General features: G+C 41.6%; 13 protein-coding genes. 11 read left to right on the forward strand and 2 right to left on the reverse strand.

Annotated features, from left to right (window positions below):
- The first annotated feature begins 23 nt into the window (after nucleotides 1–23).
- The 9 genes from hflK (at nucleotide 24) to L2764_RS17160 (ending at nucleotide 9,609) form a co-directional block, all read left to right on the forward strand.
- Entirely contained in the window at nucleotides 24–1,160 is a 1,137-nt protein-coding gene (gene hflK, locus L2764_RS17120) for an FtsH protease activity modulator HflK (RefSeq protein WP_248941541.1), read from the forward strand.
- A 2-nt stretch (nucleotides 1,161–1,162) separates the two neighbouring features.
- Nucleotides 1,163–2,041 (forward strand): protease modulator HflC, encoded by an 879-nt coding sequence (gene hflC / locus L2764_RS17125; protein ID WP_248941542.1) that lies wholly within the window; start codon nucleotides 1,163–1,165, stop codon nucleotides 2,039–2,041.
- Between the two features lie 377 nt (nucleotides 2,042–2,418).
- Entirely contained in the window at nucleotides 2,419–3,012 is a 594-nt protein-coding gene (gene petA, locus L2764_RS17130; protein WP_248941543.1) for a ubiquinol-cytochrome c reductase iron-sulfur subunit, read from the forward strand.
- The gene (locus tag L2764_RS17135; RefSeq protein ID WP_248941544.1) at nucleotides 3,009–4,223 is read left to right on the forward strand and encodes a cytochrome b; all 1,215 of its coding nucleotides are present in this window, start codon (nucleotides 3,009–3,011) and stop codon (nucleotides 4,221–4,223) included. Before petA ends, L2764_RS17135 begins: the two co-directional genes overlap by 4 nt.
- Nucleotides 4,223–4,942: a cytochrome c1 gene (locus L2764_RS17140; RefSeq protein WP_248941545.1), complete on the forward strand. Its 720-nt coding sequence runs from the start codon at nucleotides 4,223–4,225 to the stop codon at nucleotides 4,940–4,942. The genes L2764_RS17135 and L2764_RS17140 overlap by 1 nt, the downstream gene beginning before the upstream one ends.
- A 99-nt stretch (nucleotides 4,943–5,041) precedes the next feature.
- Entirely contained in the window at nucleotides 5,042–5,671 is a 630-nt protein-coding gene (gene sspA / locus L2764_RS17145; protein WP_248941546.1) for a stringent starvation protein SspA, read from the forward strand.
- Entirely contained in the window at nucleotides 5,671–6,138 is a 468-nt protein-coding gene (locus L2764_RS17150) for a ClpXP protease specificity-enhancing factor (RefSeq protein WP_248941547.1), read from the forward strand. The genes sspA and L2764_RS17150 overlap by 1 nt, the downstream gene beginning before the upstream one ends.
- 176 nt (nucleotides 6,139–6,314) lie before the next feature.
- Complete coding sequence (locus tag L2764_RS17155; protein ID WP_248941548.1) at nucleotides 6,315–6,890, forward strand: anthranilate synthase component II; 576 nt, start codon at nucleotides 6,315–6,317, stop codon at nucleotides 6,888–6,890.
- A 226-nt stretch (nucleotides 6,891–7,116) separates the two neighbouring features.
- Complete coding sequence (locus tag L2764_RS17160) at nucleotides 7,117–9,609, forward strand: S9 family peptidase (RefSeq protein ID WP_248941549.1); 2,493 nt, start codon at nucleotides 7,117–7,119, stop codon at nucleotides 9,607–9,609.
- Nucleotides 9,610–9,767: 158 nt separating this feature from the next.
- Here L2764_RS17160 and L2764_RS17165 read toward each other — a convergent pair whose 3' ends face one another.
- Both L2764_RS17165 and L2764_RS17170 read right to left on the reverse strand, forming a co-directional pair.
- A complete protein-coding gene (locus tag L2764_RS17165) occupies nucleotides 9,768–10,301 on the reverse strand; it encodes a DUF2390 domain-containing protein (RefSeq protein ID WP_248941550.1) in 534 nt (177 codons plus the stop codon).
- 51 nt (nucleotides 10,302–10,352) lie between these two features.
- Nucleotides 10,353–12,257, reverse strand: coding sequence for an ABC transporter ATP-binding protein (locus tag L2764_RS17170; RefSeq protein ID WP_248941551.1), 1,905 nt, complete (start codon nucleotides 12,255–12,257; stop codon nucleotides 10,353–10,355).
- Nucleotides 12,258–12,410: 153 nt separating this feature from the next.
- Here L2764_RS17170 and L2764_RS17175 point away from each other — a divergent pair, with 153 nt between their 5' ends.
- Both L2764_RS17175 and L2764_RS28595 read left to right on the forward strand, forming a co-directional pair.
- Nucleotides 12,411–12,611: a YheV family putative zinc ribbon protein gene (locus tag L2764_RS17175; RefSeq protein ID WP_248941552.1), complete on the forward strand. Its 201-nt coding sequence runs from the start codon at nucleotides 12,411–12,413 to the stop codon at nucleotides 12,609–12,611.
- Nucleotides 12,612–13,113: 502 nt separating this feature from the next.
- On the forward strand, nucleotides 13,114–13,222 hold a 109-nt coding region (locus L2764_RS28595; protein WP_512701018.1), incomplete at its 3' end, for a transposase.

Raw genomic sequence — 13,222 nt, forward strand, 5'->3', positions numbered from 1 at the left:
TATACATGTATACGGAGTACTAAATGGCTTGGAACGAGCCCGGTAACAAGGGCAATGACCCTTGGGGGAAAAAAAGTGGGAATGATAAAGGCCCACCAGATTTAGATGAAGTCTATCGTAATTTGATTAAGCGCTTTGGCGGCAAAGGCAGTGGCTCAGGTGTCAGTTCATTTGCGGTTTTAATTGTATTAGGTATTCTCGCGGTTGCGTGGGGATTATCGGGTTTTTATACAGTAAAAGAAGCTGAAAAAGGCGTGGTATTAAGGTTTGGTCAGTATATCGGTGAAGTGGGCCCCGGCCTGCATTGGAAGGCCACTTTTATCGATACAGTGACCCCTGTTAACGTTTCAACGGTGAGATCGATTCCGGCTTCAGGCAGTATGCTAACGAAGGATGAAAACCTTGTTCAGGTTGAAATGGATGTCCAATATCGTATCGTGAATGCGAAAGATTACCTCTATAGTGTCGTGAATGCCGACAGTAGTTTACGCGAAGCGACCGATAGTGCGCTCAGATTCGTTGTTGGTCACAATACGATGGACGATATCTTAACGACAGGGCGGGATCAAATTCGCCGTGACACTTGGGATGAGATTAATCGTATTATGAAGCCTTATAATACGGGTATCGACATCGTTGATGTGAACTTTTTACCCGCTCGTCCTCCTGAGCAAGTGAAAAATGCGTTCGATGATGCTATTTCAGCACAAGAAGATCAGCAGCGTTTTATTCGTGAAGCAGAAGCTTACTCTCGTGAGATTGAGCCAAAAGCGCGCGGCCAAGTACAGCGTATGGAAGAGCAAGCGAATGCATATAAACAGCGTGTGAGTTTAGAAGCTGAAGGTCAAGTCGCTAGTTTTAATAAGCTATTGCCTGAATATCTAGCCGCGCCGAATGTCACTCGTGAGCGTCTTTACTTAGATGCGATGCAAGCGGTACTATCAGGGACAAGCAAAGTCTTAGTTGATTCTAAAAACAGTAATAATATGATGTATTTACCTTTAGATAAGTTAATGGAGTCAACATCAACAAAGCAAAAGAGTAATACCATGAAGAATACGACTCAGGTGATGCCTGCGAGCGTTTCTGGGATCCCAAGTAGCATTCCATTGGACGGTCGCTCAAGTCGTAGTGAACGTACTCGGCAGGGGAGAAATTAATCATGGGTAAATTAACGGCGATTATCATCGCTTTAATTATTGCAATTGGCTTATCATCCTTGATGGTTGTGAATGAAGGTGAAAGAGCCATTGTGTCTCGTTTTGGCGTCATTATTAAGGTTGATGGTAAGACTAAAGTTTATCAACCTGGACTGCATTTAAAAGTCCCGATGTTGGATAAAGTTAAATACCTTGATGCGCGTATTCAAACACTTGATGGACAAGCAGATCGTTTTGTGACTTCTGAAAAGAAAGATCTGATGGTCGATTCCTATGTTAAGTGGAAGATTATGGACTTTGAGCGTTATTACTTATCGACCAATGGCGGTCAAAAAGCCACTGCTGAATCGTTATTGCAGCGTAAGATTAATAACGATCTTCGTACTGAATTTGGTCGTCGTACCATTAAACAGATTGTTTCAGGTGAACGTGATGAAATGCAATCTGATGCCCTTAAAAACGCAGCCGATAGCGCAGCAGATTTAGGCATTAAAGTGGTTGATGTACGTGTTAAGCAAATTAATTTACCTGCAAACGTGAGCAGCAGTATTTATCAACGTATGCGTGCTGAGCGTCAAGCCGTTGCTAAAGAGCATCGTGCTCAAGGTCGTGAGCAAGCTGAAATCATTCGTGCAAAAACTGATGCGAGTGTCACCGTTCAAATTGCAGAAGCACAGCGTAAAGCATTAACCACCCGTGGTGAAGGCGATGCCTTAGCGGCTAAAATTTATGCTGACGCATATACTAAGGCTCCGGATTTATACAGCTTCTTACGCAGTTTAGATGCTTATAAAGCTAGTTTTGCTAATGGTTCAAATGTGATGATTTTAGATCCTGATAGTGAATTCTTCAAATACATGAAGAGTCCAATGGGTCAATAATCTGAGCTGAAAAATGGATCATTAAAAAAGCCCGACAGTGTTCGGGCTTTTTTATATCTGCTTATAAGCTCCTTTGGAATGTATTCTTTCCTAAGCACTATAAGGCTCAGCTTTCGATGAGATCATGAATGAGCACATTAATATACATTTGTAACAGCTCATCATCGCCTCTTGTCATTTCCCTTGTTTGTTTTTTATACATAAATGTCGCTTAAGTTAACATAGTTAATATACTTGTGTATTTTCACTATGATCTGTTTCTAATTTTTGGCTATAATGAGCGCGCCTCAAATCTATGTTAATTGATTTCAGCATATAAGCTTGATTTCAAGTAACGTTATAAAACAAAAATTCCAACACTCTCTGGAGATAAGTGGATGAGCAATGCGCCAGTCAATACCGGACGCCGCAGATTCCTGACCGCAGCAACCGCCGTAGTGGGTGGTGCTGGTGCCGTCGCTGTAGCGGTTCCTTTTATTAAGTCATGGAATCCGAGTGCCAAAGCGAAAGCTGCAGGTGCACCGGTTCAAGTAAATATTAGCAAAGTCGAGCCCGGTCAATTGATCCGTGTTGAGTGGCGTGGGAAACCTGTATGGGTTGTCCGTCGTACTGAAGCGGTTCTTACTGAGCTACCAACACATAATGATCAACTACGTGATCCCGATTCATTAGAGCCTCAACAGCCTATTTATGCACAGAATGTTGGTCGTTCGATTAATCCTGAGTATTTCATCGCCGTTGGTTTATGTACGCATTTAGGTTGTTCGCCAACCTATCAGCCTGATTCTTTTGGTGAGCAAGTCAAAGGTGTCACGTCTGGATTTTTCTGTCCTTGTCATGGCTCTAAATTTGACATGTCAGGTCGCGTTTTTCAAGGTGTACCTGCACCATTGAATTTAGTGATCCCACCGCATCAATATCTCGATGACGGTACCGTAATTATTGGCGAAGACGAAGGGGCTACTTCATGATTAAAAATCTAGTAGACTGGATTGATGAACGTATTCCTATGACCGCGACATATAATCGTCATGTCGGTCAGTATGCGACACCAACCAACTTTAACTTTTGGTATTTCTTTGGTTCGCTAGCTTTACTTGTACTTGTAAATCAGTTGATTACGGGTATTTGGTTAACGATGAATTATGTGCCTACCTCAGAAGGGGCTTTCGCCTCTATTGAGTACATCATGCGTGATGTCGAGTATGGCTGGCTATTACGATATATGCACTCTACCGGGGCCTCAGCCTTTTTCTTGGTGGTCTATTTGCATATGTTCCGTGGCTTACTCTATGGCTCTTATCAAAAACCAAGAGAATTATTATGGCTATTTGGCATGCTAATCTTCTTAGTCTTGATGGCTGAAGCCTTTATGGGGTACTTATTGCCTTGGGGGCAAATGTCCTATTGGGGTGCCCAGGTCATTATCTCTTTGTTTGGTGCCATTCCCGTTATTGGTGATGATTTGACCTTATGGATCAGGGGGGACTTTGTCGTTTCTGGTGCCACATTAAATCGTTTCTTTGCTTTGCATGTTATCGCCTTGCCTTTAGTACTTGTTGTTTTAGTTTTCCTACACTTAATTGCGTTACATGAAGTGGGATCGAACAACCCTGATGGTATTGAAATCAAGAAAAATAAAGATGAAAATGGTTGGCCAAAAGACGGTATTCCATTCCATCCATATTATACCGTGAAAGATATCATGGGGACGGCCGTTTTCTTAATTGGCTTCTGTTATATTTTGTTCTTTATGCCTGAGGGCGGTGGTTATTTTCTTGAGGGGCCCAATTTTGAAGCGGCTAACCCAATGAAAACGCCAGAACATATCGCACCAGTTTGGTATTTCACGCCTTTCTATGCCATTTTACGTGCTATTCCAGATAAGTTGATTGGGGTGATATGCATGGGCTTAGCGATTGTCGTGTTGTTTATTCTACCTTGGTTAGATCGCTGTAAAGTGAAATCAATTCGCTACCGCAGCATGACGCATAAAATAAATATTAGTCAATTTGCAATCTCTTTTATTATCTTAGGATATTTGGGTGCGGTGCCTGCGACACCTGAGCTAACGATTGCAGCGCGGATCTTTACTGTGACTTATTTTGGTTTCTTCTTATGGCTGTGGATTTACAGTAAGAATGAAAAAACCAAACCAGTACCAGAGAGGGTGACACACTAATGAAAAAATTATTGATTGCATTAGTTACTTTGATTCCGACATTGGCAATGGCATCGGGTGGCAATATCCACCTAGAAAGCGCCAATATTGATTTACATGATCAAGCATCATTACAACGAGGTTTGGATTTATTTCAAAATAATTGTTCTGGTTGTCACAGCACTCAATACCAGCGGTATGAGCGAGTGGCTACTGATCTTGGGATCCCTCTTGATGAGATGAGCCAGAAGTATTTATACGGTGATACCAAAATTGGCGAATTGATGGAGAATGCGATCCCTGAAGACGACGCTGCTAAATGGTTTGGTGCCGTGCCACCTGATTTAACGTTGGTTGCTCGTGTTCGTGGTGAAGATTGGATTTACTCTTATCTTAAAGGTTACTACAAAGATGAAACACGTCCATTTGGTGTGAATAACACTGTTTTCCCATCAGTGGGAATGCCACACGTCTTGCAAGATTTACAGGGTGTCCCTGTAAAACAAATTGTTAAGCAAGAAGATGGTACTGAAGTGACGACTTTAGTGGCTACGGGTGGCAGTTTATCAGCTGCAGAATATGATCAAGTTGTTCGAGATATTACTGGATTTTTAGTATACTCAGGTGATCCGGTTAAACTTGAGCGTGAAAGTTTAGGTTGGTGGGTGCTTGGATTCTTATTTATTTTCTTTATTCTGTCTTATCTATTAAAGAAAGAATATTGGAAAGATGTACACTAAGCCCCAATAAGAGTTAGAATAGCGTATTCACATGTTGTAAACGAGGGGCTATGCCCCTCGTTTGCATTTTTGTTTTTTTATAGATCCCGGAGGGTATCAATGGCTGTTGCTGCCAATAAACGCTCAATCATGACCCTGTACTCAGGCGCTGACGACCTTTATAGTCATCAAGTTCGTATTGTTTTGGCTGAAAAAGGGGTTACTGTCGATGTACTTCAGGTTGACCCTAATGATATGCCTGAGGATTTAATTGAAATTAATCCTTACAACAGTGTACCAACTTTGGTTGATCGTGAGCTCGTGTTGTATAATTCACGGATCATTATGGAGTATTTGGATGAGCGTTTTCCGCATCCACCATTAATGCCTGTCTATCCGGTTTCTCGTGGTCAAACACGTTTAATGATGCACCGTATTGAATCAGATTGGTACACGTTAGTCGCGCGGATCCGAAAAGGTGATCGTGCTGATGCTGCCCGTAAAGAGCTGCAAGAAAGTTTAACGGCTATCGCCCCTATCTTTACTGAAATGCCTTATTTCATGAGTGAGGAGTTTGGCTTGGCTGATTGCTATTTAGGTCCATTATTATGGCGCCTACCTGAATTAGGTATTGAACTTGATAACCGCGTTGCAAAAGAGGTTAAAGGCTATATGACACGTCTATTTGATCGTGAGTCATTTAAAGCTTCTTTGACTGAAACCGAACGTGAAATGCGTATGGGTATGTGATGAAAGAATTATCACCGAATCGTCCGTATTTGTTAAGAGCTTATTATGAATGGCTCATGGATAATGAGCTAACGCCACATGTGGTGATCGATGCTTATGTACCCAATACCATGGTGCCTCAACAATACGTTAAAGATGGACAAATTGTACTGAATATTGCATCCAGTGCTGTCTCTGAACTGGTGATCTCAAATGAGAGTATTGAGTTTAGCGCGCGTTTTGGTGGTGTATTACAACAGTTGTTTTTACCTATGGCTTCAGTGATTGCCATTTATGCACGCGAAAATGGTGCCGGGACTGTATTTGATTTGGAAGAAGCTTATCAAATGACAGATGAACCAGAGGAGCAAGGTCTAGCGATTGTTGAAGAATCGCTAGAAACAACCAAAAACGTGACTAAAAGCGTTACCAAACGCGATAAAGCTGATAGTTCAAAACGTCGTAGCCATTTAACGTTAGTCAAATAGCCATATTGATAGTCGGTTTTGTGGCTAATGATATGATGATTGCTCACGTTGAAAAGCCAATCAGCTGATTGGCTTTTTTGTCTTTCAATACGGTTGATATTAAGACTATTCTATTCGCTCACTATGGCGAATTATGCGGCTTAATGGCTGAATTAACACTCATACAATAAATCTTTATGCTTTTAATTATTGATAATTACGATTCATTTACCTATAACCTAGTGCAGTACTTTCAACAGTTAGGGCAAGAGGTCGTAGTTAAGCGTAATGATGAAGTCACTCTTACTGATATTTGTGCTTTAGCCCCTTCACATCTGGTTATTTCTCCTGGTCCTTGTACGCCTAATGAGGCGGGTATTTCTTTAGCTGCTATCCGTTATTTTGCCGATAAACTGCCTATTCTCGGCGTGTGTTTAGGTCATCAAGCGATTGCCCAAGTTTATGGTGCTAAGGTGGTTCGTGCTAAGCGTGTGATGCATGGTAAAACCAGTGTGGTTAATCATACGGGCCAAAGTCTGTTTGACGCCTTGAACCAGCCGTTAACGGTCACTCGTTACCATTCTCTGTTAGTGGAGGCGCTTCCTCAGGGTTTTTTATTAGAAGCTTGGTTTGATGATCCTATTTATGGCATGGAGATCATGGCGATGCGTCATCAACACTTACCTTTGTATGGGGTTCAATTTCATCCAGAGTCCATTTTGACTGAGCAAGGAATCGAGTTGCTGCAAAATTTCCTAAATGTAGATAAATAATAGATTTTATGTTGTTTTATTTTACGATTTAGGACTTAATGCTTACTCATTTATGATATAAATAGGCGCATTATTTTCCATCGTTCTAAGTTTGTTTTCTGTATGCCGCTATCTTTTTTGTGATGAATTTTACCTTTCGAATGAAAGGCGCATTCATTCATAGAGCAAGCTTGATACACGATAAGTTCATTCGATCAAACTTAGGCTTATATCATAAGGAAAGATGATGAATCGTCTACTCCGTCAAACAGGACTCAGTGTATTAGCACTGTCTGTGCTTGCTAGCTGTGCTTCTATACCTTCGAGTGAGCAAACTTCAACACTCACGCCACCTGCTGTAAAACCTGTGTTATTCCCTATGCCTCTAGTTGTTTCGACTGCGTTGACATTAAAGCAAATTATGGCTAATCCAGATTGGATGGGCATTCTTGCCAGAAATGCCTATTGGAATGATGATGGCCAGAGTGTGTATTTTTCCCGTCAAGCCCATGAGGCAGCTATAAAGCAATATTACCAGCAAAGTGTAGCGGGCGAGCCTGCGGTAGAGCTGTCACTGGAACAACTGCATTTAGCCAGCCAAGCGAAAGGAATATTTGATTTATCGCGCTCAAATAAAGCCTATATTTATCAAGGTAATGTTTTTATTAAAAATGTGACCACTCAAGCCGTTAGGCAGCTTACTAAGCAAAATACCACTGTTGAAGGCATTCGGTTTTTAAATAATGGGGATCTGGCTTTTTGGCAAGATACTCAAGTGTTTCGGATCCATTTAAAAACCGGGTTATTGGAGCAAATTGCCAATATTAAAATGGCAGAAAAACCGGTAGCCTTTGAAGCCAAGACTTATATCGCTAAGCAGCAAGACAGGTTGATTGAGTTTGTTGCGTTGAATAATCAGCAAGCCAAAGATAAAAAAGAGTATCAGCAGCAGTTAGATAAAATGGATCCTACGCTCACGGCGCGAGCTTGGTATTTGGGAGAGGCTGAAAAAATTCAAACCTTGAGTCTGTCACCGGATGGTCGCTACATTATTTTATCCTTGATTGATAAAAATTATGATTATGATTTTGGTGGTGAAAATAGCACTGGGATCATGGCGAAATTCATTAGTCAAAAAGGTCCGGTTGAGGCCAAATCTGTTCGGGCTTTAATCAGCGAGGACACCCCGCCAGGTGAGCGTTTTGTGCTGTTAAATTTAACCAATCATACCCAAAAGCCAATCAATATCGAAGGCCTAACGGGTTATGATGACGATGTTTTTGCGGATATTCGACGTGAAAATACACAGGTTAAAGGTCAGTCTTATCAAGCGACAAAAATGCCGAGAAAATTTGAATTAATCAAAGATTGGAGCCGTACACAAAGCCCGATACAGTGGCAGATGGGTGAGGATCAAGTCGCACTCATGATTGAGGCGATTGATAATAAAGATCGTTGGATAGCCACATTAGATTTATCGAGCGGTGATTTACACACTCAGCACAAATTACATGATGATGCTTGGGTTAATTATTTTCATAACCAGTTTGGCTGGTTACCGAATACGCAAACCCTTTATTACTTATCAGAGCAAACAGGTTATTCACAGCTGTATACCAAGTCACTTGATGGCACAGAAAAAGCCTTAACCCAAGGCGAGTTCGTGGTGTCAGATATTACGGTCGGCCCCAAAGCACAGTATATTTATTATAAAGCCAATAAAGTGCATCCGGGTATCGATAATGTGTATCGCGTGGATGTGAACACGGGTAAAAGTGAGCAATTAACCCATTGGAAAGGAAGGCTTAACTATAAGCTGAGTCCTGAAGGTAGGCGATTACTATTGACGGCGTCAAAAACCCTTCAACCTTCAGAGCTGTATATACAAAACATTGGCGGCGAGCTTAAACAGCTGACTCATTATACCAGTCAGTCATTTAAAGATTACGCTTGGCAAGCACCGATGGTGGTAAAAGTGCCTTCGAGTCACGGCGCAAATGATATCTATGCGCGAGTGTATTTACCCGAAGGGTTTAATAAGGACAATGCCAAGCAATACCCAGCGGTGATGTTCAATCATGGCGCGGGTTATTTACAAAACGCGCATTTTGGTTTTTCAGTCTACTTTAGAGAGTTTATGTTTCATAATTTATTAGCCCAGCAAGGCTATGTGGTGATGGACATGGATTATCGCGGTTCGGCTGGATATGGCCGTGATTGGCGCACTGCGGTTTATCGTCAAATGGGACATCCTGAAGTTGAAGATTTACAAGACGGTGTTAATTGGATGGTTAATCATGCCAATGTCAAGGTGAATAAAGTGGGGACTTATGGCGGTTCATACGGAGGCTTCTTGACCTTTATGGCCTTATTTACCGAGCCGGAGTTATTCCAAGCAGGCGCAGCACTTCGTCCAGTGACTGATTGGGTATATTATAATCAACCTTATGTGTCTAATGTTTTAAATATGCCGCAAGTGGATCCTATTGCCTTCGAGCGTAGCTCGCCGATTGAGTGGGCCCAAGGATTAGAAAAACCGTTATTGATCATGACCGGTATGGTGGATGACAATGTCTTTTTTCAAGACAGTGTGCGCTTAGTGCAGCGTTTGATTGAACTTGAAAAACCCATGTTTGAAACGGCTATCTATCCTGTTGAACCTCATGGCTTCCGTCAACCTTCAAGTTGGTTGGATGAGTATCGTCGGATCTTTAAATTATTTGAAACACAGTTGAAGTAATCTCATTAAGGTCAGTTTTTCTTTGCTAGCGATGAAAGAAAAACTGGCTCAGTCATTTACTTTATAGGAAGTAAGGTGAATGTTATGTGTGATTGATGAAAAAAGTCAGCAAGGCTTGTCTTTAAGCAAGGTGGTTCAGTCTTAAAATAGGCTTTTCATTATGTGAGTCGCATTAATGTGGGATAGTCTGTTGCTTGTAGATCGAATAAAGAAAGGTAATCATTGAGGTTTAGTACTTGATGCTTTGTTACATGTACAGCTGTCTGTTTTTGTTTTACGGCTTGTTTTAATCTGGTTTTTTTTAACACAGCAGGAGCTAGTTTAAGGGGAAATGGTTTCATCTGCTGCAGAATATACTGCTGTGTTTTACGCTCCAATAACAACTCTTTGGTTAGCATCTGTTGATAGACTGTTTGCGAGACTGTTTTTTTACAGGCTCTTCTGTGCTGCCTATAGGGGATAAGTACTTGTTCATCATGTGCTTGTATTGCAGCATGAAGCTGAGACCATAACTCAGGGGGAAGTTGAAAGTGATGAGCATCTAACCATTGAGACAGCAATAGCAAGTTAACGTTGATTTGATGCCTATCTTGAAGCTGAATATAAAGCTTAGGATCATGAGCATAAAATTTATCGCACTCACTCCATAAAGAGCGCCACCAGGTGGTGGTGAGTGGATTGGTTTTTGTCATGATCCCAGCTCCTCAATCAAGTCTTTTAAGGTGTTTTTAACTCGTTTGAGTTCACATTTTAGTTGATTGTTCAATCTCTTCAATTTGCTCTTGCAGGGTGAGCCATTCCATTTCGCTTTCATCTAGCGTTTGCGTTAGTTTTGTACGCTCCGCTAATACTTGGGTTAATTGGGCTTTATTTTCGCTATCATATAAGCTGGTTTGAGTCAGCATCTCTTCCAGTTCAGTCAGTCGCTCAGTCGATTTTTGTTGCTGTTTTTCAAGTTTGTCTTGTTGTTTCTTTATGGGAGATAACCGCTTACGTAATTCGGCTTCAAGACGCTTTTGTTGTTTTTTATCTTGGGCGGGTGTGGCATCAGTACTGGCTATTTTTCTATTGTCTTCTTTTGCTGCGTCGAGTAACCATTGATGATAATCGTCTAAATCGCCATCGAAACTGCGTACGACTCCTTGATCGACGAGATAATAATCACTGCAACTGAGTCTGAGTAAATGCCTATCATGAGAAACAATAATCATGGCGCCTTCAAACGTTTGTAAGGCCATGGTTAAGGCGTGACGCATCTCTAAGTCTAAATGGTTGGTTGGCTCATCGAGCAGCAGTAGGTTGGGGCGTTGCCAAACCAGCAGTGCGAGGACTAATCGGGCTTTTTCACCACCAGAAAAGGGCCTGACCGGCGTCAGAGCCATCTCTCCGTTAAAGCCGTATCCCCCTAAAAAGTCTCTTAATTCTTGTTCGCGCTTTGTTGGCGCTAGGCGCATAAGATGTTGTAATGGCGAGTCATCTAAACGTAAAAATTCCAGTTGATGTTGAGCAAAATAACCGATGTTTAACCCAGGGTTGGTTTCATATGTCCCCGTCATGGGTTTAAGCTCTTCTGATAAGAGCTTGATTAAAGTTGATTTTCCTGCGCCATTACGCCCTAGTAAGCCAATTCTGGCCCCAGGTACAAGGTTGAGTTGTACGTGTTTTAAAATGGCTGTATCGCCATAGCCCACTGAAACCTGTTCCATGGTAATAAGCGGGTTAGGTAAGGCTTCGGGCTCTCTAAATGACATCGAAAAGGGACTGTCTGCCTGAGACGGCAGTAGTTCTGCCATACGCTCTAATGCTTTTAAGCGGCTTTGTGCTTGTTTGGCTTTACTGGCCTTATAACGGAACCTGTCCACAAAAGATTGCATATGGGCACGTTCTTTTTGCTGGCGTTCAAAGGCGACTTGTTGTTGGGCCATGCGCTCGGCACGAATATGTTCGAACGCGGTATAATTACCTTTGTAATAATTGAGTTTTTGATGTTCAACATGCACAATTTCATCAACAATGCCGTCAATGAAATCTCTATCATGACTGATTAAAATTAAGGTGCCTTGATAGGCTTTGATCCAACCTTCTAGCCAATACATAGTATCTAAGTCTAAATGGTTGGTCGGCTCATCGAGTAATAAAAGATCTGAACGACAAAGTAAGGCTTGTGCAAGGTTTAAGCGCATGCGCCAACCACCAGAAAAACTTTTCACCGAATCGTTTTGTTTTGCGTCACTAAAGCCTAAGCCTGCCAATAAGCTGGCTGCTCGAGATTGAATCGCATAGCCACCAATGGCGTCAATTTTTCCATGAATAATGGCAATATCATGACCATTATCTTCATGTTGAGCCTGAGCTAATAAGGCTTCAAGCTGGCGGTATTCCAAATCGCCATCGATGACATAATCAATGGCGGATCGATCAAGTGCCGGCGTTTCTTGGGCAACGGTCGCAATTTCCCAACCACTGGGTAAACTTATCTCCCCTTTATCTAAGTGGATATGTCCTAAAATAAGCGCCAATAAAGAAGATTTACCCGTACCATTAGCCCCCACTAAGCCGACTTTGTGGCCAGGGTAAATGGTTAAAGAGGTATCATCCAATAAGGTTTTTGTACCGCGGATAAGTTGTGCTTGATTGATGCTTATCATTGATTATGACTTGGTGTCGGTCTGAAATAAATAGGATAGAGATAATAGCGTAGAAACGGGGGGAACTTCTACTAACAGGGTATAAATAGTCCACTTTAAGCCAAGTTTTATGGCAAAATAGGGTGATATTCAATAATACTGAGTCATGCAAGCGTGAATACTAAAATTAAAAAACGATTTGTTGCCGGCGCCAAATGCCCAAAGTGCCAAGCAAAAGATAGCATTGTGTTGTTTAAAGAAAATGGTATTGAAACCATCGAGTGCACAGATTGCGATTATCGTGAACAACAAACGGATGATAAGGTGGCGAAAAAGGCGACGGGTGATGTTATTGGGGTGTTTAAACCAGATTAGTATTACCTTGATAGCACAAGGTAGCACGCTTTTATTGTGGGTCGATGATGCATTTGGTGTTGATTTAGTTGGATTTTAACCTTTATAGTTATCTATCGTTTGCAGCGGGCTTTTGTGTGAATAAAAAATAACACGCCGTAAATATGTATATGGACACCTCACCAAATTCAAGTGATATTTTGAGTAACAATGGGTAAAACTGCATACGTATATCCGGCCTATTTGTGAGGAAATGATGATTCTCTGGCCCTAATGAGTACCGCACCTTTGTAGCTTATCGTCCCTACGGGCTTAGTTGCTCCCGTATATTTACTCAGCATTGACAAAGGTCGGTTTTACCTGTTATTTCATTACATTTTATCGCATCGCTCGGTGGGGATTACTCTATATTATCTAATTCGCTCTATATTCTGTTTGGTTGTATAGCATTGACCAAATGTGATCCTAGGCAGTACTTTCGGACACTCGGCTAAGTGAGTAAAATCACTAACCGAGGTATAATATGATGACAAAGAAAATACGCAAAATACACACAGATGAGTTCAAGAAAGAAGCACTTGCTTTAGCTGAAAGAAATGGGGTTTCCAAAGCCGCAAAAGAGCTGGGTATTC

The sequence above is a fragment of the Shewanella surugensis genome (genome assembly GCF_023284005.1).
Lineage (GTDB): Bacteria > Pseudomonadota > Gammaproteobacteria > Enterobacterales > Shewanellaceae > Shewanella > Shewanella surugensis.